The organism is Psychrobacter sp. JCM 18902, from assembly GCF_904846615.1.
Lineage (GTDB): Bacteria > Pseudomonadota > Gammaproteobacteria > Pseudomonadales > Moraxellaceae > Psychrobacter.
This window is the reverse complement of the sequence record NZ_CAJHBK010000001.1, coordinates 2,123,450-2,146,094: the sequence shown is the minus strand read 5'-3', so window position 1 is coordinate 2,146,094 and position 22,645 is coordinate 2,123,450. Positions and strand designations below refer to the sequence as shown.

Below are 22,645 nucleotides of genomic sequence, written 5' to 3'. Positions count from 1 at the left end.
GAAAACCCAAACTATGACATCCCAAGCGACAACTCCGATGATAGAAAATACAGACCCTCAACCGATGACGTTTCAGGATTTAATTCTAACCCTACAGAATTATTGGGCCGATAAGGGCTGCGTTATCTTGCAGCCTTATGATATGGAAGTCGGCGCGGGTACTTTTCACACCGCGACATTTTTACGCTCGTTAGGTCCTGAGCGTTGGAATGCTGCTTATGTGCAGCCATCACGTCGTCCAACTGATGGTCGCTACGGTGACAACCCCAACCGCTTGCAGCATTATTATCAATTTCAAGTGGTGCTAAAGCCAAATCCACCCAATATCCAAGAGCTGTATTTGGACTCGCTAAGAGCCATTGGTATTGATCCATTGGTGCACGATGTGCGTTTCGTTGAAGATAACTGGGAGTCGCCAACGCTGGGTGCGTGGGGATTAGGCTGGGAGATTTGGCTCAACGGTATGGAAGTGACGCAGTTTACGTACTTCCAGCAAGTAGGCGGTCTTGAGTGCTTCCCAGTGACCGGCGAGATTACCTACGGTCTTGAGCGCTTAGCAATGTACGTGCAGGGTGTTGACAGCGTTTATGATTTGGTGTGGGCAGATGGTGAGTTTGGCCGCGTCACTTATGGCGATGTCTTCCATCAAAACGAAGTTGAGCAATCGACCTATAACTTTGAGCACGCCGATGTGCCAATGATGGGTCAGATGTTTGACTTTTATGAGCAGCAAGCAGATAAATTGGTTGCCGAAGGTTTGCCATTACCTGCCTATGAGATGGTACTAAAAGCCTCACATGCTTTTAATTTACTCGATGCTCGTGGTGCGATTTCAGTGACCGAACGTCAGCGTTTTATCCTACGTGTGCGTACGCTTGCCCGTAAGGTTGCCATTGGTTACGTTGAAGCACGCGCAAAATTGGGTTTTCCATTGGCAGATGAGGCGCATCGTCAGGCGGCGCTTGATAAGTATTTGCCAAAAGAAGAAGCCGCTGAGAATACAGCTATCGATAACAATCAATCTACTAATAACAATAAATAGGAGCATCCCATGAGTACCATTTTATTTGAACTGGGGTGTGAAGAGCTACCTCCAAAAAGTCTAAAGTCACTACGTGATGCGCTACAAGCGAGTGTCACTGAACAATTGAATGAAGCAGAAATTAGCTTCGATAGTATCAAAGCTTTTGCTGCGCCGCGTCGTTTGGCACTTCAGATTCAGGGTATTAGCGATAAGCAGCCGGATCGCAGTGAGCAAAAGCGCGGTCCTGCGATTAAAGCTGCCTTTGATGCGGAAGGTAATCCAACACGTGCAGCGATGGGTTTTGCCAAGGGTTTAGGCATTGAAGCCAGTGAGCTGATAACGATCAACACCGATAAAGGTGATTATGTCGGTTATGAGCAAGTCATTCATGGTCAAGCAACTACTGAACTGTTGGCTGCCATTTTCCAGACTGCACTAGACAATTTACCGATTGCTAAGCGTATGCGTTCAGGTGCCAGCCGCAATGAATTCGTGCGTCCGGTACAGTGGGTAGTATTGATGCAAGATAGTGCTGTCATTGATGCCATTATCCAAGGCCATCAGACAGGCATGCAAACTCGTGGTCATCGCTTCCATAGTCCTAATTATCATGAGATCGCGCACGCCAATGACTACGAAGAATTACTAGGCGGTTTAAAAGTCGTGGCTGATTTTGATAAGCGCCAAATGCTGATCAAAAACCAAGTCAAAGCGCTAGCAGATGAAGTCAATGCTGATGCTATCGTGCCGCAAGATTTGTTGGATGAAGTCACTGCACTGGTTGATTTTCCCATTGCGCTACGAGCAAGCTTTGAGCCGCGTTTTTTACAGGTACCGCAAGAAGCGCTTATCTCTACCATGCAAGCGGATCAGAAGTATTTTTGTTTAACCGATAAAGCAGGTAAGTTGCAGCCTTACTTTATTTTTATTACCAATATTGAATCAAAAGACCCCAATCAAATTATCGAAGGTAATGAGAAAGTCGTACGTCCACGTTTGGCCGATGCCGAGTTTTTCTTCTTACAAGACCAGAAGCAGCCATTGTTTGCGTTGACAGAAAGCCTCAAAACTCGTGTCTTCCAAGACAAGCTGGGTACGATTTGGGAGAAGTCTGAGCGTATTGCCAAGCTTGCCGCCTTTATTGCCGCCTTGATGCAACAGCAGGATCAGCAGATTGATATCGATGAAACGGTGCGTGCGGGTATTTTGTCAAAAGCCGATTTGGCAAGCTCATTGGTCGGTGAATATCCTGAATTACAAGGCATTGCAGGCACTTATTATGCGCGTTTGAATAATGAGCCTGAAGCAGTCGCGGCAAGTTTAGAAGAGCAATATTTGCCCAAGTTCAGCGGTGATGTACTGCCTCAGACGCCAATTGGCATTTGCTTAGCATTAGCCGACCGTTTAGATACGCTTGTTGGTATTTTTGCCATTGACCAAGCGCCGACAGGGTCAAAAGATCCGTTCAGCTTACGTCGTTCAGCCATCGGTATCTTGCGTATTTTGATCGAAAAGCAATTGCCAATTAATCTAGTTGCGTTGGTTGAACAAGCAATCAAAGGCTATAGTGACGCTGAAGGCAGCAAGATTGAAAAAATGGGTGATACGTTTACTCAGGTCATGGCATTCTTAAACTCGCGCTATCGTGCGATGTATACCGAGCAGGGCGTGAGCGTCGATACCATTCAGGCAGTGCAAGCGATTAACCCGCATATGCCGCTTGATTTTGATCAGCGTATTCGCGCGGTACAAGCCTTTAGCGAATTGTCACAAGCTTCAATGCTTGCTGATTCAAACAAGCGTGTTGCCAATATATTAGCCAAGTCAGAAGTGAGTGTCGCTGATAATGTCGATGAATCGTTATTATCTGAGCCTGCCGAGCAGAACTTGTATAGTAATGTCCGTGAGGCGCAGACAGCAGTACAGCCATTACTTGAGCAAGCCGACTATACGCAAGTATTGCAAACGCTTGCCAGCTTAGATGAGCCGTTGACGCAATTCTTTGATAATGTGATGGTCAACAGTGAAGACGCCGCCCTTAAAAACAACCGCTTAGCGCTGCTTAAGCAAGTACGCGCATTGTTTTTAACCGTCGCTGATATCAGTGAGTTGCAGCTATAGTTTCACTAATATAGATCGCTCACTTTATTATTTTCTATTTAATATAAAAACTGGCCCGCTATGGCCAGTTTTTTACGCCATATCATGGCATTTATTGATAAATTATCATGATAAATGGATGGACAATTAACTCGCTAAAGCATAGCACTATAGTCAAGGAATTTTAGAATCGCTACAAGGCGACCGACCGCAGATAGTACACTGACTACATCTAGGGCGGGTAACACCGTAGCGGTTTAAAAATGCTCTGACTATATCGTCAGTATTGCTGGTTAAGTTATACTGTTCAGACGTATTGAATAATCCGCCAAGCGGCTTTTATCATTCATAGCGCTTACTCATATTCAAAGGAGCACTGCCGTGTTTGCTGTTATCATTATCATCATCGTTATTTGGATAGTAATGTGGGGGTTTTATAAATTTATGTACCCGCGTGCGCCCAAAAGCATGATGCCAAAAAAAGGGGATGTGATTACACCGTGTCAGTGCAATTTTTGTGGCAACAGCTTGGCTGAATACCGCGGCGTCCTTGAAACCAAGCCCGACTTGGCTGCAAATAGTGAGAGTACTATTGGCGAAAACCAAGCATTGTTTTTTTGCAATTATGAGCATCAAGCAGATTTTCATGCAGGTAAGGTTTATAACCCTGACGTATAAATAATTAGATTATGGCTTGGGCATAAAAAAGCGCTTGGCTCATCAGAGCGAAGCGCTTATTGTTTCGTCGCGTAATATGTGCTTATAAAACAGACTGTGCGTCTTTCATAATTTTATTTAATAGCGCTTCAGATTGTTTATCTTGCTGTAGTCGATCTTCATCGATTCTTTGATTGGTGTGTATTTTTTCATACAAATTTAAGCAGCACAGTACCAAGATGCTTTCTTGACTGAGGCTTGGCGCATCTCGTTTGAGATCTAGTGCATGGTTATTGATATACGAGACAGCTGAGAGCAGCTCTTCTTGTTCGTGTACTGGGCAATAAATAGGATAAGTGACACCCGCAATTGCAATATCAACCTTTTTGATTTGTGGTTCAGGGATAGTGGTTTTCACAGTAGCACTCGACGTATTTGAACCAGTTGCAGCGACTGGTTGTGGTTTAGAAGAAATATTTTGCTGTTGGCCATTTTGTGGCTGTTTTTCTATAGAGTTTTTGTGGTCATCGGTCATGATAAATCCTACAATGTTTGGTCAGTAAAATGAGTAATATAAGATATTACCGTTTTGATTTTGTCGGTTTCATTAGCAAGTAGTGATGATCGGTCATCGTTTATTACCATCCCATCAGCCTTCTACTTGATCGATGTGAGTTAAGCGTTTTAATACAACTTGTGTACGCTCAGCTGCCAATTGATTCTTTTTCTGCAGCTCACTGTTTTGCTGTTTAATATCGCTATATTGCTGCTTTAATTCATTATTTCGTTGTTGTAACTGGCTGTTTTGTTGTTGCAATTGGCTGACCTGTTTTTGCAGTTTGTCTTGTTCTTCGCCTATCATATGATGCGCTTCAGCCAAGCTTTGGTAGCGCTTGTCGAGATCGTTCAATTGTTTTTTGGCACCGTCGCGTTCGCTATGACTAGTGTTGAGCTTGGTCGTTAATGCTGCAAGCTCTTGAGGGTCGCTAACAGGATGCTGTTTGAGGCTGCTAAGTTCAGCACTGACAAGCTGATACTGTTTTTTTATGTCGAGTATCATTTTTTCTAATATTCTAAGTTGATCATACATAGTCAGTTTTTATCCTTAACAAGTAAGCGTGAATGAATTTTGTTCTCTGCGTTTAATAATGCCATAGGTGACCGCATAATATCTATATCAACAAAGTAATTACCTATATTAGGCGTTGTTTGTTTATTTTTATTAGCCATGGTTTGATTGATAATATCAAGCGATGTCTCACACCTATTTTATCCGTCTGTTTTTATTTTTTAAGCAATATTTTTTAAGCAATAATCAATCACTAGGACCTCTATTATGAATGACAATATATCTGGCTGGAATACATGGCTGACTGCTTTTGATGACTGGACTGACGTATCTATCAGCGAAGTGCACGGCTTGATGACAGGGCTGATGACTGCCTGTAATGCGCCTGATGAGCAAGTATGGGCTAAGGTATTTGAGGAACTCAGTTTTGCGCCTTTACCTGATGAGGCATTGACACTGTTAACAGAAGAAGCGGAAGACACGGTTTTTCAGCTTAAAGACAAAGACGATGCTTATTCTTACACGCCATTAGTGCCAGATGATGAACATGATTTGTACGAGCGCGTGATGGCATTGAAACAGTGGGCAAATGGTTTTATGACCGGTTTTGGAATTACTGACTGTGGTCTCAGTGGTGACGAAAATGAGATGCTGTCTGATTTGGCTAAAATCGGTGGTATTCGCTTAGAAGATGATGAAAACTTTGAAGGTGGCGAAGAGTCTTATCTGCATATTTATGAGTTTGCGCGCATGGTGCCAGTGAGCTTTGCCACCCGCACGCGTAAACCTGTTAAAGATATTGCCCTGATTGCTGGACTGGCTATCGATGCCAAAACCACCAAAGAGCTGCAGGCAGAAGGCAAGTTACCAAAGCCAATGCCGCCAGTCGTCGATGCGATGAATCAAAACCGTCCTTCATAATAAAGACGCTATCGTAAATGCTTTGATATGAGTTGATATTCAACACGTCCTAGTATGAAGTGATAAAAGGAGATGGAGATGATTACCGACAATGATATGATGTATTTGCGCCGGTGCGTAGAGCTTGCTACTGAAGCGCTAGAGGCGGGCGATGAGCCATTTGGTAGCGTATTGGTCGACGGCGACGGTCGTGTGCTGCATGAAGATCGCAATCGTGCCAATACGGTCGATGCAACCTATCATCCTGAAATTGCTGTTGCAAAATGGGCAGCAGCAAATATGACAGCGGAGGCGCGCGCTAACGCTGTGGTTTATACCTCAGGCGAGCATTGTGCCATGTGCTCGGCCGCGCATGCGTGGGCAGGGCTTGGTCGTATCGTTTATGTCAGCTCATCAAAACAGTTGGATGAATGGATGGAGGAGATGGGCGTGACATCAACATCACCAATTAATTCATTAAGTATTCAAGAAGTAGCACCAAATGTATCAGTACAAGGTCCGATTGCTGGATTAGATGCAGAAGTAAAGGCGCTGCAACATCGCGCATTTCAAAGGCGCTAACGCTTTCTATTTTACCATTCCAGAAATTACAGTAGCGAAAAATGTGTGCGAGTACTACATCTAGTAGGCTTGGAAAATTTAACATCGCTAACCGTATTTCTAAAATCGGTATTATATCGTGATAAGGATATTTCATGACTTCGAACAATAATAATCAGCTCAAAAATACGTCTTACCCTGCGCATAGTATTGATTGGCTAACGCGTTTGATTGGCTTTGATACGGTCAGTCGCCATTCAAATTTAGCCTTGATTGAAGATGTGCAAGCGTACTGTGAACAATTAGGTTTGATAATAGATTTGACTTTTAATGAGGCCAAAAACAAGGCCAATCTATTCGTTACTGTGCCAGCAGGCAAAAACTCTGATGAAGTAAATCATGGTCTGGTGCTGTCTGGTCATACCGATGTGGTGCCAGTTGATGGTCAAGACTGGGCGTCAGATCCATTCACTGCGACGATACGTGGCGATAAGCTATACGGGCGCGGTGCGTGTGATATGAAAGGTTTTATCGCTTGTGCATTGACGTTATTACCACGCGCTGTGCAGTTATCCAATGAAGGTCAGTTGCGTCGCCCGCTGCACTTGGCGCTGTCATTCGATGAAGAAGTGGGCTGCTTGGGTGCGCCATTGATACTGGCAGATTTGAAAGCGCGTGGTATCACCCCTGATTATTGTATCGTTGGTGAGCCAACCAATATGACGATGGTTGTGGCACATAAAGGCATTGCCGTTTATCGTTGCCGCGTCCATGGTAAGTCTGCGCATTCGTCATTGACCGCCCAAGGTGTCAATGCTATCAGCTATGCCAGTCGTTTGATTGGTTATGTCGATGATTTAGCAGAAGAATTGAGCCATCGTGACGATAATGATACGTTGTTTGATGTACCTTATTCGACACTTTCAGTGGGCACGATAAAGGGTGGGACGGCGACCAATATTGTGCCTAATCTATGTGAGTTTACCTTTGACTATCGCAATCTGCCGCATATGACGCAAGACGATATCCTCGCGCCGATTCAGGCGAAGGTTGCAGAGCTTAGCGCACAAATGCAAGCACGCGCTGCCGATACTGGCATTGAGCTGCTGCAAGAAGAAAGCGTACCGGCAATGACCGATAGCGACAGCGCTGAGCTACAAGCGTTGATAGCTGCTTTGACGGGCGATGAAAAACGTCATAAAGTCGCTTATGCCACTGAAGGCGGGCAATTTACCAATGCTGGCATCCCAACGATTATCTGCGGTCCCGGTAGCATTGAGCAGGCACATAAAGCCGATGAATATGTCGAGCTGAGCGAAATTGAGCGTTGTGATGGTTTTTTACAGAAGTTATTAGACAGCTGTGCGATCAATTGATGGATTAAATCAGCAAGTATTCCTTTCTGTTATCAGCAAGTGACGAGTTAGCAGAAAAGACACCGTCTTTATGGCGGTGTTTATTTTTTAGTAGTTTGGCATTATTACGATAAATTTTTATAAATAATAAAGTAGGGGTTGGTCGATGTCTTGGCATCTGTTTGCAGTATTCTTTGCAAGTACGTTTTTTATCTCAGCGACCCCAGGTCCCAATATGCTGCTCGCGTTTCAGTATGGCATGAACTATGGCGTAAAGCGCACATTGTGGACGCTGGCAGGACTGAGCCTTGGGCTATTTATATTACTGCTTTCGACCCTACTTGGACTCGATGTGATCAGTCGCCAGTCGCCTTGGTTGTTGACAGTCATTAAAGCAGTGGGTGCGGCTTATTTAATCTATCTGGGTATTAGCTCTTGGCGCGATGCAGGCGATGGCAGCTTGATGAGTGACGCTCGTGAAATGAGCGAAGAAGTCGCGGCTGAATATTCTATTTCTGGCAGTAAAGATACAGCTGGTACACTGCAGCCGCGTTCGCTCTCAAGCGCAGCGGTTAGAATCTCGCCAAGCAATGTAACCTTGTTCCGTACAGGTGTTTGGGTATCGCTATCTAACCCCAAAGCCATCTTATTTTTTGCAGCTTTCTTTCCTAAATTTATCAATTTTAGTGCGCCGTTATGGCCACAATATGTTTTATTAACGATAGGGTTGTTCTTAAGTGAAACAATTTGGCAAATCGTTTATACCTTGGGTGGTACAAAACTGGCAAGTTGGCTCGATGTTGGCAATCGTTTAGCGTGGCTCAATCGTGGTTGCGGCTTCATATTTATCATTATTGCAGCCGCTTTATTGGCTGAAGTAATAAATAGCTTTATGGTTTAAAGGTTTTTTAGTTCTATATTTAAAATAACACTCTCAAAGTAACACTTTTTAAATAACATGATTAATGAAATATATTTTTTTTATTTAATTAAAATTAATTATTGACTTTATTTTTTAAATCGTTAGTATTACTACATCTATTTATTAGCTTCTATGTAAGCGATAAGTCATCCCAATAAATCTGCTATTATTGTCTACAATGATTAGCCACAACCTATGGAGGAATCATCGTGTCCTATTTAACTATCAAGACGTTTTTAAAGATTGAATGTGTAAACTACCTGACAGCAATGACGACTTCGAACAGGTTTGGCTGAATCTATATACAAGCTATTGAGTGATATCCTATTTTTTGATATCAATGAATAGCGTTCTGTATCTAATCCCTTTATCCTTCTTTTAAGTCTACTGTGTCAAAATAGCTCTGCGATTGTGCTAAGCACTGTGCCTGTTGCTATCTGTTTGCCCTACATCTTACTTTACCGTTATTGCCAATAAGGTTACTTACGCCATCGTTTAGCGTATGCCCTTCTGTATGCATAATTTTTATGCTTTCAATTTTGGTATGGTAAAATCTTCCTTTAAAACGTCCATAATAAACTAACCGTGCATTTCTATTGATTCTTAATTTAATAGAAATACGGTATTTTATTACCTAAATTTTATAGATTATTAAATAATTTCTTATTAAACGCTATGTTTAATTGGTACGGATAAGTAATGTCTAAAAATTATAATAATAGTTAAATAAAAAATGTACATGGTTATAAAAATAATAAAATGGAAAACATAAATTATGAGCATTCAATTAGTATTAAACGAAAACCGTAAACACGGCGTACCAGTCAAGATTTATACCTCAGATATTGAGCAAGGTGCGATGCAGCAACTACGCAATTTGGCTCAGTTGGAGTTTGTACACTCACACATTGCAGTTATGCCTGACGTGCATGTTGGCAAAGGTGCTACAGTCGGTAGTGTGATTCCGACTAAATCAGCCATCATTCCTGCCGCCGTTGGTGTGGATATCGGCTGCGGTATGAACGCGGTGCGTTTGTCACTGACAGCGAGTCATCTGCCTGACAGTTTAAAGTCATTGCGGTCGATCATTGAGCAGCAAGTGCCTGTTGGCTTCAACATGCACAAACAAATCCAAGCCAAGAACTCAACGCTTGATCCACTAGGCAAGCGCTTAAAGCCGATTACTGATAAGCATCCAGGTTTGCTCAAAATGCTCAAAGGTTTTGAGCGCACTTGGGCAAAGCAGCTCGGTACACTGGGTGGTGGCAATCATTTCATTGAGCTTTGCTTGGATGAAAACAAAGACGTCTGGGTAATGCTGCACTCTGGAAGTCGCGGTATTGGTAATTGTATTGGCCAGTACTTTATTAACCTTGCCAAAAAAGAGCGTCAATCGCGCTTTGGTCATGTGCCAGATCATGATTTGTCGTACTTTGCTGAAGGGTCTGATAGCTTTGCTGATTATGTTGAAGCGGTGGGCTGGGCGCAGGATTACGCGCTAGAAAATCGCCGTGAGATGATGCGCTTGGTCATCAAGTCATTGCAGTCGCCACAAGCGGGGTTACCACGATTTCAGTTGACCAAAGAAGCCATCAATTGCCATCATAATTATGTCAATGAAGAGGTGCATTTCGGTGAGCAAGTCTATGTCACTCGTAAAGGTGCGATCAGTGCTTATGCAGGTGAGCTCGGCATTATCCCAGGCTCTATGGGCGCAAAGTCTTTTATTGTGCGCGGTCTAGGCGCAGAGGAATCGTTTTGCTCTTGCTCGCACGGGGCAGGACGACAGATGAGCCGTGGTAAAGCCATGCGAGCGTTCACTATTGATGAGTTAAAAGCGCAGACAGATGGTGTCGAATGTCGCAAAGATAAAGGCGTCATCGATGAAATACCTGGCGCTTATAAAGACATTAATGAAGTAATGGCGAATCAATCTGACTTAGTAGAAGTGGTGCATACGCTGAAGCAGGTGATGTGTATTAAAGGCTAACGAGTTAAACCATAGCGAGCCACGACGATGTCAACCGAGCTAAATGTACTAAGTGTACTATTTGCGCTCGATTTCCTAGTCGTGGCCTCACTATGCCGTCACTCGAACAGACAAAACAGATTGATATATATTAAAAGTATAGGTAACAATATGAGCTTAAAACAAACTTTAAAAAAAGCCAAACAGATTGAGCGGCAGTTAGAACAGCAAGCCGAGACAGGTGCACAACACTCAATAGGCACTGTCAAGCCGCGCAACTATTTGGCACTAGATCCACTGTTAAGAAAAGGTGGTATTCACGAAAAGGAGGATATCGATATCGTCCGAAAAAAACGTCGCCGTGAGACCAAGCAGCAGCTACGGCAGACGGATTGGTTGTCGGAGTAGCAATCGTTCATCTTAATCTTAAATTTAAACAACAAAAAAGCCGCTCACTATTTATAGTGAACGGCTTTTTTATTTTTACTCAGACTTAAAAATTAACAGTTACGCCAATACTTGGATTAGCTCACCTTTTACCATGTGCGGGCTGACGAAATCAGTAATACGTACGCTCACGAGTTTACCCAGCATCTCATCCATTTTGTCTTCGTCATAAGGGAACATGACCGTACGAGTGTTATCCGCTGTGCCGATTAAGCAATCAGGATGGCGGTTGGCAACTTGTTCCACCAACACACGAGTCGTGGTTCCGACCATCTCATGGGTTTTGGCAAGCGTTGAGTCAATGATGACTTTTTGAAATTCAGCCAAGCGTTCTTTTTTAGTTTTGAAACTCACGTCATCTGGCAACTCAGCGGCTGGCGTGCCCGGACGTTTGGAGTAAATAAAGCTGTAGGAGTGATCGAAATTTAATTCTTTTGCTAGATTTAAGGTATCTTGGAAATCTTGATCCGTCTCGCCAGGGAAGCCAATGATAAAGTCGCTCGACAAGTGAATATCTGGGCGAATGGCTTTGAGCTTATTAATTTGATTGATATAAACGTCAATCGTATGGTTGCGCTTCATCGCTGCCAAGATAGCGTTTGAGCCACTTTGTACGGGTAGATGTAAGTGCGATACCAGCTCTGGCAATTGTACATAGGCATCAATGATGTCATCGGTGAACTCAAGCGGATGGCTAGTCGTATAGCGAATACGTTCAACGCCATCGACATGCGAGACATAATGTAATAGCTCAGCGAAACGGCAAATGCTGCCATCATCTTTTTCACCACGATAGCCGTTTACGTTTTGACCCAATAGGTTGATTTCACGCACGCCTTGCGCCGCTAAGCTATCAATCTCAGCCAATACGTCATCGAGTGGGCGTGACAATTCTTCACCGCGGGTATAAGGCACCACGCAAAATGAGCAATACTTTGAGCAACCTTCCATGATAGAGACAAAGGCTTTAAAGCCTTCTACTCTTGGCTCAGGTAAAAAGTCGAATTTTTCAATACTTGGGAAGGATACGTCAACTGTGCCGATGCGATTTTTTGGTGCGATTTCACGCTGCTCATTTGATTGATCATACAGCTCTGGCAAACGGTGTAATGTCTGCGGGCCAAATACCATATCGACATAAGGCGCGCGTTTTTGAATGTTATCGCCTTCTTGTGAGGCCACGCAACCACCGACACCGATCACAAGATCAGGACGCTTTTCTTTTAATTTGCGCCAGCGACCCAATTCTGAAAATACTTTCTCTTGAGCTTTTTCGCGGATAGAGCAAGTATTCATCAGCAATACATCGGCTTCATCGATATCGTGTGTGACTTCCATACCGTGGGAATCACCGAGCACGTCCAGCATTTTGCCAGAATCATAGACGTTCATCTGACAGCCCTGCGTGGTGACAAAGACTTTCTTAGTCCCTGTTTTGACAGGTGCTTGGGCTGAACTTGATTCTTTGAGTGCAGTGACAGCAGGTGCAGTAGCGGTTGTTTCAGCGACAGCAGTGTCATCGATGCGGGGATTAAATACAGTAACACTCATAAGGATAAGTCCATGATTGACTAAAATATAGCGTGATAGGTGATTAACGGGTGGCGTATTTTATCACAACCCTATGACAATGTGAAAAATTAGCAGCGTCAATTGTTGGTCGTTATGATCAATTATTTATAACAGTATCAATTATTTACTGCTGCTAGTAACGCGTTTGGCAAAAATTATGGCTTGCTATCACTTCTATGTTACACCGTGCTATCGTATTTATTAACAAAAGGTAAAGGTGATGGTTGAAAGTGCAACGAGTATAGTATGATGAATGCGACCATATTAGCGCGATTGATTAAATCGCGATTTACGCCGTTTTGGCATTGTTATTCTAAACATATTATTTAGCCAAATCATTTGGACACATTACAAAGAGAGTCAGTATGACAAAGCCGCAGGTTGCTCATAGCATCAAGGATAGAGAATCTATTAAGCAAAATGAAGATGCAAAACGAATGAAAGCAAGGACGCTACGAGTCAGTGCGTTAAGTTTGGCGACAGCAATGAGTGCGCTAGGATTGTCACAGGTGGCTTGTGCTGAGCTGACGTGGGGCGAAGAGGACAGTTATCAGCAAGAAGGCAGCTATCAACAAAACAGTGGCTATCAGTCAGACAATGGTGTGAGCTCATTTACAGCAGCGGCAATTGCGGCAGAACGCGGTGATGTCAGTGCCTTATACAATTATGAGCAAGCCATGAGCGGCGGTTTGTTTGCCATGTATCCCACTTATTGGCGGATGAATTTAGATCTTAATTCGCAAAGTTCGGCGGCAGTGTCACAGTTTGTGCGTCAATATCCAAATACGGTGATGGCAGAAAAGCTAGTGGCTGATTTTGCTGAGACCAAAGCAGGCTCCAATGATTACGCCTCAGTACGCCAAGTTGCGAATTTGATTACCAATGCGGATGCCAGTGAGCGCTGTGCGGTGGCGCTTGGGTTCAATAATGGCGGCGATACTATGCGGGCTATGGCAGCGAAGTCTGAAGTTTGGTTGACGACCAAAAGGCAGCCCGCCTTGTGTGACCAGCTCGCGATGGAGATGAATAATAACGCGCTAATTAGCAATCAGGATCGCGCGGCGCGTCTCAAGCGTATGTTACGCAAAGGCAAAACGGGTGACATTATGGCATTGTCATCACGTTTAGGAATGCCCATTGCTTATTCAGCATTGAGTGAGATTCAACTGAATCCGTCTGCTTTTTTTAGCCGTTTTAGTCGAGAGCCTGCCAGTCAAAACAATCAATACTTATATCTATATGCCATGGGACGCGTTGCTGATAAGTCTTACCGTGAAGCTGCATTACAGTTAGATTTTGATGTTAAGCAAGACAATCAGCGTTCAGTTAAATTGTTGAATGCCGAGACTCGTCGCTATGCGTATCGCATCCTTGGGGTGCAACGTATGAATCATAATACGGATGATGGTTTTAATGCTGAGGCGGTTGACTGGTTCCGCAATAGCCTAGACGAAGATTTTAATTTTGAAGAAGCCGAAGATTATGCCATGGCAGCGATTCGCTTTAGCCGCTGGGATGATGTGGTCGAAGCCATCTCAAAAATGGAGGCTGAAACCCAAAAAAGTGATCAGTGGCAATATTGGCTGGCTCGCGCTTACGAGCAATCAAGCGATGCTAACAAGCGTAATACTGCTAAAAAAATGTATCAAAACTTGGCAAAAAATAATGACTATTATGGCTTAATGGCAAAGGATAAAGTGGGTCAGCGTTTTGATGCCAGTCGTTTGGGTGGTAATAACTTACCAAATGTCAGTACCGCTGATCGCGCACGGGTCATGCAAGATGCCAACTTTGCGCGTGCTTTTGCTCTATATAATGCTGACGCCAGCCGTGCCTATGCCAATCGTGAATGGAACTGGGCGGTAAAACAGGCGCGCGACAAGCGTGATGATAACTTGATTATTGCCGCTGCTCGTCAAGCCTATGATATGGGCTGGCTCGACCGAGCAATTTATGCCGTTGATAATACTGATAGAGTAGACAGTTTAGCGTTATCACATCCGATGCCGCATCAAGATGCAGTCGTACGTTATAGTCAGTCTGCTGGTATCGATCCTGCTTGGGCTTATGGCATCATGCGTCAAGAAAGCCGTTTTGTTGCATCAGCACGCTCAAACGTTGGTGCCAGTGGTCTTATGCAGGTGATGCCTGACACAGCAAAATATATTGCTCGAAATTTAGGTGAGACCTATAGCGCCAGCCGTGCCAATAGTGGCGATACCAATATTCGTTATGGCACGTGGTATATGGGCGATATTTTCGGTAAGCTAAACCGTCAGCCTGTGTTGGCAACGGCTGGCTATAATGCGGGTCCGAACAATGCCAAGCGTTGGCAACCAGTATATGGTTCGCTCGCAGCCGACCAGTACGTCGAGTCGATTGCTTTTCCTGAAACCCGTAATTACGTCAAGCACGTGATGGAAAACGCCACCATTTATAGCAGTCTATTAGGTCGTAGTCAGCCTATTAGCCAGCGCATGGGCACGATACCTGCCGCGTTCTAAAATGCTAATGTATAAATTAAAAAAACCATTTGTGAGCAATCATTAATGGTTTTTTTATGTCACTTTTTATCGTGCAATCAAAGCTAGCTTTGTCTTGACGCGATGCCGAATTCGACACCCAACCTCGCTGATGATGACATGCTAACGTTGCAATATTTTTGTACTATTGATGCTATCATTAGCTTATGTTTACGTTTCTGCTATAGATTAAAAAAAACGTTTTGCTACCATTGCATCAATTAGTGTCTTTTATACGTCCTTATAATAAGTGCTTATCAATCAACGCACACATTTTTGTTAGCTCTATTCTTAGTTTCATCAGTGTTCATACGTCGAATACTTTGAGCTAAACGATAGCCCATGTTTTTATCATTGCTAGATGCCTTCAGCCCCTATGATCAAAAAATATTTCAATCTGTCTCTGTTATCCAAAGTTCGGCATCAGTCATCTATTCAGCAGATGCAGGTGCGCTCGCTATCTACTCTGACGCCAGATTTAAACCAATCAAGCTCGATAACCAATACATCTATGGATAAACTAAATACGACGCTAAGTATCGGTGCATTAGTGATATTGCAAGGCGTTATGATGATGCCGGTACATGCCGCGAGCGCTGTTAAGAGCGGACAGCGTGTGTTGATGATTGAGATGACGCCAGCATTGTGTAGCATACAGCCGACGCGTGCCCGTATGCGTCAATGCTTGGAGGGTTATTCGTTGACAGTATCAGGTTTAGATATGGGCTATGGTGAGCGCTGCGGACGTGGTAGTGAGCCACGTCTGACACCGTTACAGTTAAAAGTCGTCAACCGTATTATGCCTGATACGACAGTGCGTAGCCAAGCTTGGCAGCGTTATGGGGCGTGTAGTCCGCTTAGTGCCAGTAGTTATTTTCGCCAGATTACCAATTACGCTGGCGCATTAAAGCTGCCTAACGAGCTTAATACGGGTAATAGCTATACGGTTTCTAAATCTCGATTTATCAGTCAAATGACCCAGCTTAATAGTGGTATGTCCTCAAACAGTATTGATTTGATTTGCCAAGCGGGCAGTCGTCGTCAATCAACATTGACGGATATCCATATTTGTTATGAAGGGAGCGAATTTGGTACATGTCATAATGTTGTGAATAATTGTGGCAGTAAGTTCGTCATTTCGGGTGGAAAATAGTTTTTTAGCTCGTTTAAATGCTTATTGTTTGAATTGAGGATACGCCCTAATAATACTCCCTTATTTTAAGTGTTGTATCCACTGTGTATCACGCTTCTAAATGCTGTTATCAGCTGCCTTTGATTGCTTTCTAGCGCTGTATCCATATAGGTTTATAGTAGGTATAAAAATCCTCCCGTATAAAATGTAACAATATAATCGGTGGTCGGCGTCTTATTGTCTCTAGACGATTTGCTGAACGAAGTGCTACACTAGCTCTCGGTTTATGACTGCTATATTCAGTAGGCAAGTCGCTATTTACAACGATAGTCATCAATTAGAACCATCAATCAGAATCATGAATTATCTAATCTATAATTAGGGAGTATTCAATGTCAATGAAACAGCCTTTACGTGTTGCCGTCACTGGTGCAGCTGGTAATATCAGCTATGCTATGTTATTTCGTATTGCATCTGGCGAGATGCTAGGTAAAGATCAGCCAGTTATTTTGCAATTGCTTGAAATCGCTCCAGCACTTGACGCCCTAAAGGGTGTGGTCATGGAATTAGAAGATTGTGCATTCCCTTTATTAGCAGGTGTTGTGCAGACTGATGATGCGACCGTTGCATTCAAAGATGTTGACTATGCTCTGCTAGTCGGTTCACGTCCTCGTGGTCCAGGTATGGAACGTAAAGATTTGCTAGAAGCCAACGCTGCGATTTTCTCAGCACAAGGTAAAGCGCTGAATGACGTTGCAAGCCGTGACGTAAAAGTATTGGTTGTCGGTAACCCTGCCAACACCAACGCCCTTATCGCTCAGCGCAATGCACCAGATCTTGATCCACGTAACTTCACTGCGATGACTCGTTTAGACCACAACCGTGCCATGGCACAGTTGGCTGGCAAAACTGACAGCACCGTCAATGACGTGAAAAAAATGATCATCTGGGGCAACCATTCATCAACGCAGTATCCTGATCTGACTGCTGCTACTGTCAACGGTAAGTCTGCATTAGATTTGGTTGATCGCGAATGGTACGAAGCGACTTATATCCCAGAAGTACAACAACGTGGCGCTGCAATCATTAAAGCACGCGGTGCATCATCTGCCGCTTCTGCTGCCAACGCGGCCATTGCACACGTACGTACGTGGGCATTGGGTACTGATGAGAATGATTGGGTATCAATGGGCGTTTATTCAAACGGCGAATACGGTATCGCAAAAGGCTTAATCTACTCATTCCCATGCACATGTACTAACGGCGATTGGTCTATCGTAGATGGCGTTGATGTGTCATCAGATTTCTCTAAAGAGAAAATGGCAGCGACTGAGCAAGAGCTTAGCGAAGAACGTGATGCAGTAGCACACCTGCTTCCATAAGCCGCCAATGTCATCATGTCATAAAACTGTTATATAGAAATTGATCTAAAAAAGCCCTCTACATTAGAGGGCTTTTTTGTGTCTTGTCTGCCTATCAAAATACAATTGATAACGTTAGATACACGTTGATTAACAGCTATTAAAATAAAGCTTGCTACAATAAATGTGTCAATTTAGATAATAAACACAAAGACACTCGTACCATTTAAGGAGAAAAATATGTTGGGTGAACCAGAATACAATATGAATGAATTATTTGCACAGTTGGGACTTGATAGCTCAGATGCAGCGATTGATAGTTTTATTGAAAATAATCAGTTGGATAAAGAAGAGAAGTTGATAGAAGCGAGCATTTGGACAGACAATCAGCGTGCTTTTCTACAAGAAGAATGGGAAAAAGATGCGGAATGGGTAGAGGTCATCGATGACTTAAACGTACGTATGCATCCAGATGCTTAGAAAAACCAACTATTAAAAAAAGAACTATTAAATAAAAACCCACAAACGTTATAAACGCTGTGGGTTTTTTTATAAATTATAAATATCGACGCCCGCATTTAAGCTTACTAGCAATCTAACTGGACTGCTGCTCTCGCCACTCAATTAATGCTTTGACATCATTATGGATGCCTGTTTTTAATGCTTCTAAGCCATCATAATGTCGTTCACCATGTAAATAATGCAAAAATCGAACCTGTAAAGTTAATCCATATAAATCGGCATTTAATTCTGGGAAATGCACTTCCAAACGCCAATCATGTTGTTTATCGACAGAGGGTCTAGTGCCGATATTGGCTGTCCCAAAGAGGCTATTGGAACGTAATCCTGAGATACCTGATTTGCCATCTATAGCAAGTGCCGATAAGCCATCAGCAATCACTTGCCCATCCTCGTCGAGGCTGACGACATCAACAGCAAAGATACCATGCAGGGCAGGTTTTAAACGCTGTAGGTCAATATTCGCAGTAGGAAAGTCCATGGTGCGACCTATTTTATCGCCACCAATGACCATTCCTGTAATCGCATAATCGCGACCAAGTAGCGCATTAGCAGCGTCAATATCACCAGCCAATAGTAAGTCCCGAACGCGAGTAGAGCTGATACGTGCCGCTTTACCACTATCATCGATGACGGTATGTAGATTGGTCACATCTAAGCCATAATTCCGTAAAAACTGACTGTCGCCAGTACGGTCATGACCAAATTTGAAGTCATCACCCAACACCAACGCTTTGACATTTAAGCGCAGGGCTAAAATATCCGCAAATGCTTGGGCAGATAGGGAGCGAAACTCTGCATCAAATCCTGCCACAATCAAGGTCTCAACGCCATATTCTGCTAACAAAGCTTGTTTTTCAGCGAGATTGGTGAGTCGAGCAGGCGCGGCAGCTGGCGCAAAAAATTCACGAGGTTGTGGCTCAAATATCATGACAGCAGAACCAAGATTTTGTGCATGGGCAATATCACGGACTTGTTCAAGCATCGCTTGATGACCAAGATGGACACCATCGAAGTTACCGATAGTAAGCACACAGGGCGCTAAATCTACTGGACTAGTATTTGCAGTCAAATTACTTGGCGAGGCAATCAGTTGCTCAAGAAAATAGGTGTTCATAAATTTTCAGCTATGATAGATAAAACCAGATAAGAAACACACCCGTACCAAAATCAATGTGTTTAAAATCAGCCATTATAAAGTAAAATGACCACACTAACATCCTATAGTCTACTGACAATAAAAGTATGGCGCTATCCGCTCTGTCATCTTAAAATACCGTGATGTTTGTCCACATGCTTTTGTAATGACCCTCTGTATAGATGGATCATCTTGCAACAATTATCACCCATAGACTATTAATTAATAATTACGGAGACCTTATGCTCGTTGCTGCCTTGAATGCTGTACCAACTGTTTTGTTAGAACACTATCTCACTGATGAGTTTGTCGTGCAGCGTGCAAGTAGAGATGACTTGTCAGAGATTTTGGCGATTTATAATCAGACTATTGCAGGTAAACAAGCCACTGCCAATCTTACCCCAGTGAGTTGTGAAGAGCGTGCAGATTGGTTTGATGAGCATATAAATAGTCCGACGCGTCCTATTTATGTCGTAAAAGTGATGCATAAGACCACGCAGAATGCAGCGAAAACAGAGACAGCAACAATCGTTGCATGGGGCAGCTTTAGCGATTTATATGCACGACCGGCTTATCATATCAGCACTGAGATTAGTATCTACTTGCATCAGGATTATCACGGTCAAGGGTTGGGCAGCTTATTGACATGCTGGATGTTGACACAAGCGCCAAGCCTAGGCATTCATAATGTGATCGCGCTTATTTTTGCGCACAATCAGCCAAGCTTAGGGCTATTCCGTAAGCTTGGTTTTGAGCAATGGGGATATATGCCAAAAGTGTGTGATATGCAAGGCTTTATCGCTGATGTTGTAATGCTTGGCAAGCCAGTGTCGTCAGATTAATATTAAATTTAGATTGGTATCAAATAAAATCATTGAAGATAAGATAGTTCAAGTTCAAGTGAATTAAGCTAAAATAACTTAAGCTAAAGTGATTTTAAATGAGGACAGCAAGGCGTCTTATCCTAGGATTTTCCATTGACCTTCAATTTTTTGTAGCTCATAAGTCAACGGTGCAGGCGCACTTTGTCCTTTTAACATCAGCTCCCCAATGATGGTGGCACGGGTTTTATCATCACTGTATTTAGTATCGGTGATAGTGACGCCATCAACCGTTTGCTGAAAGGCATACTGGGTTTTAGCCAGCTCTTCTTCGAAGTTTGCCATATCTACTTTATAATATTTAACAGCTTCCTTTACCTCGCCATAATACAAGCTATCTAGTGCTTGCTTTACAGTATCTTCCGGCGTACCAGCTTGGGTGGGATTGGTTACGAGGCTTTTTTGCTTGGTTGCAGAGGTTACTGGATTGATATCATCACTATCAATAACCGTTTCCTCTTTACCACTCTCAGCCATCTGCTTGCTGTCAACTGTGCTATTCGCATCCACTGCTGACGTTTGATTAGCAGCGCTATTTTCAGCATCAACGCTTTCATCAGTACTGCCTTCAGCGATGGCTGCCGTATCTTCGGCACTATTAGCTGTCTTATCGTTATCGCTACAAGCACTTAAAAGCAGTCCAGTGCTAAGTACACCAGCGGTCAGGATAGTTGGTAAGCGTAGTAAGGTTACTCGTTTGGTTGTCATTATTAGCCCTCAGATTTTATTTATTCGTTAATGGTTAATTATGGCAACTATCCGCGTCATTCACTATCCATTCTCTTACTAAGCTTGTTTTGGTTTCGTAAGTGAAGCTGCTTAACCATGCTTTAGCTGGCGCGGACGGAAACCAGTGGCTAGTAATACCACGCCATAAACCAGTGCCCCTACGGCACACATAATGAGCAAAGCGGCGATACGTCGCCACTGCGCATCATCGCTAGGGAAGTAAGGCAGCATGACATAAAGTACGCCAATCATAGCGCTAGTCGCAATCGCAAACTGGGTGAATAGTTTTTTCCAATGACTGCCAAAGCGGAAAATATCACGTTTATGTAAGAAGTAATATAATAAGCCTGCGTTAACAAAGGCCGCGCCCGTGGTTGCTAAGGCCAAGCCGCCATGTAGTGGAATCTCTAAGAAATAAAATATACCGATGAAAATGACACTAAAAATCATGTTGGCAAAGACAGAAATGATACCGATTTTTACGGGTGTTCTGGTATCTTGACGGGCAAAAAAAGCAGGGGCAAAGATTTTAATAAGCATAAAGCCTAAAATACCACCAGCCATACTACGTAATGCGAGCGAACTCATCTGCGCATCGCGTAAGGTAAACTCACCGCGCAAAAACAGTGCTTGCATCAGTACATCGGCAAGTATAAACAACGCTGCTGATGCAGGGACACCGACTAAAATGATTAAGCGTGCCGCCCAATCGATGGTTTTTTTAAAGCTAACATCGTCTTTTTGCGCCTCACTCTTTGACAAGCTTGGCAAAATGACTGTACCGATTGCCACGCCAATCAAGCCTAACGGCAGCTCACTCATACGCTCTGCGGCATACAGCCAAGAAACCGAACCGCCAATCATCAATGACGCAAAAATGGTATTGAGCAGCAGATTAATCTGAGTGACAGAGACGCCAAATATGGCAGGCAGCATGAGTTTTAAAATACGGCGAACGCCTTCATGCTGAAAGTCGACCTTGGGTGCGACCAGCAGCTTTTGTTGCCATAGCTGAGGCAGCTGTAGTAAGAATTGCAACAATCCTGCGATAGCGACCGCATACCCTAGCGCCATGATAGGAACATCGAACATAGGGGCAAAAATTAGCGCGCCGCCAATCATACACAAGTTCAATAACACGGGTGCAAAAGCAGGCGCAGCAAAGCGTCCGTAGCTTTGTAAAATGCCACTGGCAAAGGCGGTCATAGAAATAAATAGCAAATAAGGAAAGGTCAGACGCAGTAATTCAGCGGTAATAGCAAACTTACCTGGTTGGTCGGCAAAACCAGGCGCGAATAAAGTCACGACCCACGGTGCCATTAAAATAACAACCACAGTAAGCATCGACAAAATTAACAACAGAGCGCCTGAAGTACGACTGACTAAGATTTGTACCTGCTGCAAACTATATTTTTCTTTGTATTCAGATAGCACAGGGACGAAGGCTTGACTAAAAGCACCTTCTGCAAACAAACGCCGCAAAAAGTTAGGTATCTTAAAGGCGACCAAAAAGGCATCCATCAGACCACCAGCGCCAAAGACGCCTAACAATACGACATCGCGTACCAGACCTAAGATACGAGATAGCATGGTCATACTACTGACCACCATGGTTGAACGAAATAACCGACTTTTTGCCATGAGAACCTATTGTGCTAATTTGTTTAATGAAGGTTGTTTACTGATGGTTGTTTACTAAGTTGCTGCTATCAAAAAGCTGACGGATTATAGCATTTTCATAATCGAGATAAATGGATTGGATGTGGAATTGATGTGTAGGGTTAATA

The 22,645-nt window shown here is 43.4% G+C and carries 20 protein-coding genes; 14 read left to right on the top strand and 6 right to left on the bottom strand.

Translation table 11 applies throughout. From position 1 onward, the window contains the following. Window positions 1–64: 64 nt before the first annotated feature. From glyQ to JMY05_RS08805, 3 genes are all read left to right on the top strand, one after another. Entirely contained in the window at window positions 65–1,042 is a 978-nt protein-coding gene (glyQ, locus tag JMY05_RS08815) for a glycine--tRNA ligase subunit alpha (protein ID WP_201615386.1), read from the top strand. 9 nt (window positions 1,043–1,051) lie between these two features. Beyond that, window positions 1,052–3,145, top strand: a complete 2,094-nt coding sequence (gene glyS, locus JMY05_RS08810; RefSeq protein ID WP_201614852.1) for a glycine--tRNA ligase subunit beta — start codon at window positions 1,052–1,054, stop codon at window positions 3,143–3,145. A gap of 360 nt (window positions 3,146–3,505) precedes the next feature. Continuing rightward, window positions 3,506–3,802 carry a hypothetical protein gene (locus JMY05_RS08805; protein WP_045444128.1) on the top strand — a complete coding sequence of 99 codons (297 nt, stop codon included), beginning with the start codon at window positions 3,506–3,508 and terminating at the stop codon, window positions 3,800–3,802. Window positions 3,803–3,884: 82 nt separating this feature from the next. Here the strand turns inward: JMY05_RS08805 and JMY05_RS08800 are convergent, their stop codons facing one another. Then, window positions 3,885–4,316: a cell division protein ZapA gene (locus JMY05_RS08800; protein ID WP_045444132.1), complete on the bottom strand. Its 432-nt coding sequence runs from the start codon at window positions 4,314–4,316 to the stop codon at window positions 3,885–3,887. A gap of 114 nt (window positions 4,317–4,430) precedes the next feature. Next, window positions 4,431–4,871: a hypothetical protein gene (locus tag JMY05_RS08795; RefSeq protein WP_045444135.1), complete on the bottom strand. Its 441-nt coding sequence runs from the start codon at window positions 4,869–4,871 to the stop codon at window positions 4,431–4,433. A gap of 246 nt (window positions 4,872–5,117) precedes the next feature. Between JMY05_RS08795 and JMY05_RS08790 the strand changes: the two genes are divergently transcribed. The 6 genes from JMY05_RS08790 (at window position 5,118) to JMY05_RS08765 (ending at window position 10,965) form a co-directional block, all read left to right on the top strand. Next, window positions 5,118–5,771, top strand: a complete 654-nt coding sequence (locus tag JMY05_RS08790) for a UPF0149 family protein (protein ID WP_055124733.1) — start codon at window positions 5,118–5,120, stop codon at window positions 5,769–5,771. Between the two features lie 78 nt (window positions 5,772–5,849). After that, window positions 5,850–6,332 carry a nucleoside deaminase gene (locus JMY05_RS08785; protein WP_201614850.1) on the top strand — a complete coding sequence of 161 codons (483 nt, stop codon included), beginning with the start codon at window positions 5,850–5,852 and terminating at the stop codon, window positions 6,330–6,332. Window positions 6,333–6,466: 134 nt separating this feature from the next. Further along, entirely contained in the window at window positions 6,467–7,687 is a 1,221-nt protein-coding gene (gene argE, locus JMY05_RS08780; RefSeq protein ID WP_201614848.1) for an acetylornithine deacetylase, read from the top strand. 145 nt (window positions 7,688–7,832) lie between these two features. After that, complete coding sequence (locus JMY05_RS08775) at window positions 7,833–8,567, top strand: LysE family translocator (protein WP_045444138.1); 735 nt, start codon at window positions 7,833–7,835, stop codon at window positions 8,565–8,567. 796 nt (window positions 8,568–9,363) lie between these two features. Then, window positions 9,364–10,578 carry an RtcB family protein gene (locus tag JMY05_RS08770; protein WP_045444141.1) on the top strand — a complete coding sequence of 405 codons (1,215 nt, stop codon included), beginning with the start codon at window positions 9,364–9,366 and terminating at the stop codon, window positions 10,576–10,578. 150 nt (window positions 10,579–10,728) lie between these two features. Continuing rightward, window positions 10,729–10,965, top strand: coding sequence for a hypothetical protein (locus JMY05_RS08765; RefSeq protein ID WP_045444143.1), 237 nt, complete (start codon window positions 10,729–10,731; stop codon window positions 10,963–10,965). Between the two features lie 99 nt (window positions 10,966–11,064). Here the strand turns inward: JMY05_RS08765 and miaB are convergent, their stop codons facing one another. Then, window positions 11,065–12,555 carry a tRNA (N6-isopentenyl adenosine(37)-C2)-methylthiotransferase MiaB gene (gene miaB, locus JMY05_RS08760; RefSeq protein ID WP_201614846.1) on the bottom strand — a complete coding sequence of 497 codons (1,491 nt, stop codon included), beginning with the start codon at window positions 12,553–12,555 and terminating at the stop codon, window positions 11,065–11,067. A gap of 386 nt (window positions 12,556–12,941) precedes the next feature. On the opposite strand from miaB, the gene JMY05_RS08755 reads away from it, so the two are divergent. The 4 genes from JMY05_RS08755 (at window position 12,942) to JMY05_RS08740 (ending at window position 18,071) form a co-directional block, all read left to right on the top strand. Beyond that, a complete protein-coding gene (locus JMY05_RS08755) occupies window positions 12,942–15,080 on the top strand; it encodes a lytic transglycosylase domain-containing protein (protein ID WP_201614844.1) in 2,139 nt (712 codons plus the stop codon). 529 nt (window positions 15,081–15,609) lie between these two features. Next, window positions 15,610–16,251 (top strand): hypothetical protein, encoded by a 642-nt coding sequence (locus JMY05_RS08750; RefSeq protein ID WP_045444146.1) that lies wholly within the window; start codon window positions 15,610–15,612, stop codon window positions 16,249–16,251. A 377-nt stretch (window positions 16,252–16,628) separates the two neighbouring features. Beyond that, window positions 16,629–17,612 carry a malate dehydrogenase gene (locus tag JMY05_RS08745; RefSeq protein WP_045444617.1) on the top strand — a complete coding sequence of 328 codons (984 nt, stop codon included), beginning with the start codon at window positions 16,629–16,631 and terminating at the stop codon, window positions 17,610–17,612. Window positions 17,613–17,831: 219 nt separating this feature from the next. Next, window positions 17,832–18,071: a DUF2789 domain-containing protein gene (locus JMY05_RS08740; protein WP_045444148.1), complete on the top strand. Its 240-nt coding sequence runs from the start codon at window positions 17,832–17,834 to the stop codon at window positions 18,069–18,071. A 115-nt stretch (window positions 18,072–18,186) separates the two neighbouring features. Here the strand turns inward: JMY05_RS08740 and ribF are convergent, their stop codons facing one another. Continuing rightward, entirely contained in the window at window positions 18,187–19,227 is a 1,041-nt protein-coding gene (ribF, locus tag JMY05_RS08735; protein ID WP_045444151.1) for a riboflavin biosynthesis protein RibF, read from the bottom strand. Between the two features lie 263 nt (window positions 19,228–19,490). Here ribF and JMY05_RS08730 point away from each other — a divergent pair, with 263 nt between their 5' ends. Next, window positions 19,491–20,090: a GNAT family N-acetyltransferase gene (locus JMY05_RS08730; RefSeq protein WP_045444155.1), complete on the top strand. Its 600-nt coding sequence runs from the start codon at window positions 19,491–19,493 to the stop codon at window positions 20,088–20,090. A 117-nt stretch (window positions 20,091–20,207) separates the two neighbouring features. Here the strand turns inward: JMY05_RS08730 and JMY05_RS08725 are convergent, their stop codons facing one another. After that, on the bottom strand, window positions 20,208–20,837 hold the full coding sequence (locus JMY05_RS08725; protein WP_201614840.1) for a hypothetical protein: 630 nt from the start codon (window positions 20,835–20,837) through the stop codon (window positions 20,208–20,210). A gap of 111 nt (window positions 20,838–20,948) precedes the next feature. Continuing rightward, window positions 20,949–22,499: a murein biosynthesis integral membrane protein MurJ gene (gene murJ, locus JMY05_RS08720; RefSeq protein ID WP_055124723.1), complete on the bottom strand. Its 1,551-nt coding sequence runs from the start codon at window positions 22,497–22,499 to the stop codon at window positions 20,949–20,951. Between the last annotated feature and the right edge of the window lie 146 nt (window positions 22,500–22,645).

Coding starts and splice junctions, on each gene's coding strand:
- JMY05_RS08740 (WP_045444148.1), top strand. CDS start 17,832: ATGTTGGGTGAACCAGAATACAATATGAATGAATTATTTGCACAGTTG.
- glyQ (WP_201615386.1), top strand. CDS start 65: ATGACGTTTCAGGATTTAATTCTAACCCTACAGAATTATTGGGCCGAT.
- JMY05_RS08790 (WP_055124733.1), top strand. CDS start 5,118: ATGAATGACAATATATCTGGCTGGAATACATGGCTGACTGCTTTTGAT.
- argE (WP_201614848.1), top strand. CDS start 6,467: ATGACTTCGAACAATAATAATCAGCTCAAAAATACGTCTTACCCTGCG.
- JMY05_RS08745 (WP_045444617.1), top strand. CDS start 16,629: ATGAAACAGCCTTTACGTGTTGCCGTCACTGGTGCAGCTGGTAATATC.
- JMY05_RS08755 (WP_201614844.1), top strand. CDS start 12,942: ATGACAAAGCCGCAGGTTGCTCATAGCATCAAGGATAGAGAATCTATT.
- murJ (WP_055124723.1), bottom strand. CDS start 22,499: ATGGCAAAAAGTCGGTTATTTCGTTCAACCATGGTGGTCAGTAGTATG.
- JMY05_RS08730 (WP_045444155.1), top strand. CDS start 19,491: ATGCTCGTTGCTGCCTTGAATGCTGTACCAACTGTTTTGTTAGAACAC.
- JMY05_RS08795 (WP_045444135.1), bottom strand. CDS start 4,871: ATGTATGATCAACTTAGAATATTAGAAAAAATGATACTCGACATAAAA.
- miaB (WP_201614846.1), bottom strand. CDS start 12,555: ATGAGTGTTACTGTATTTAATCCCCGCATCGATGACACTGCTGTCGCT.
- JMY05_RS08770 (WP_045444141.1), top strand. CDS start 9,364: ATGAGCATTCAATTAGTATTAAACGAAAACCGTAAACACGGCGTACCA.
- JMY05_RS08725 (WP_201614840.1), bottom strand. CDS start 20,837: ATGACAACCAAACGAGTAACCTTACTACGCTTACCAACTATCCTGACC.
- JMY05_RS08785 (WP_201614850.1), top strand. CDS start 5,850: ATGATTACCGACAATGATATGATGTATTTGCGCCGGTGCGTAGAGCTT.
- JMY05_RS08800 (WP_045444132.1), bottom strand. CDS start 4,316: ATGACCGATGACCACAAAAACTCTATAGAAAAACAGCCACAAAATGGC.
- glyS (WP_201614852.1), top strand. CDS start 1,052: ATGAGTACCATTTTATTTGAACTGGGGTGTGAAGAGCTACCTCCAAAA.
- JMY05_RS08775 (WP_045444138.1), top strand. CDS start 7,833: ATGTCTTGGCATCTGTTTGCAGTATTCTTTGCAAGTACGTTTTTTATC.
- JMY05_RS08750 (WP_045444146.1), top strand. CDS start 15,610: ATGGATAAACTAAATACGACGCTAAGTATCGGTGCATTAGTGATATTG.
- ribF (WP_045444151.1), bottom strand. CDS start 19,227: ATGAACACCTATTTTCTTGAGCAACTGATTGCCTCGCCAAGTAATTTG.
- JMY05_RS08765 (WP_045444143.1), top strand. CDS start 10,729: ATGAGCTTAAAACAAACTTTAAAAAAAGCCAAACAGATTGAGCGGCAG.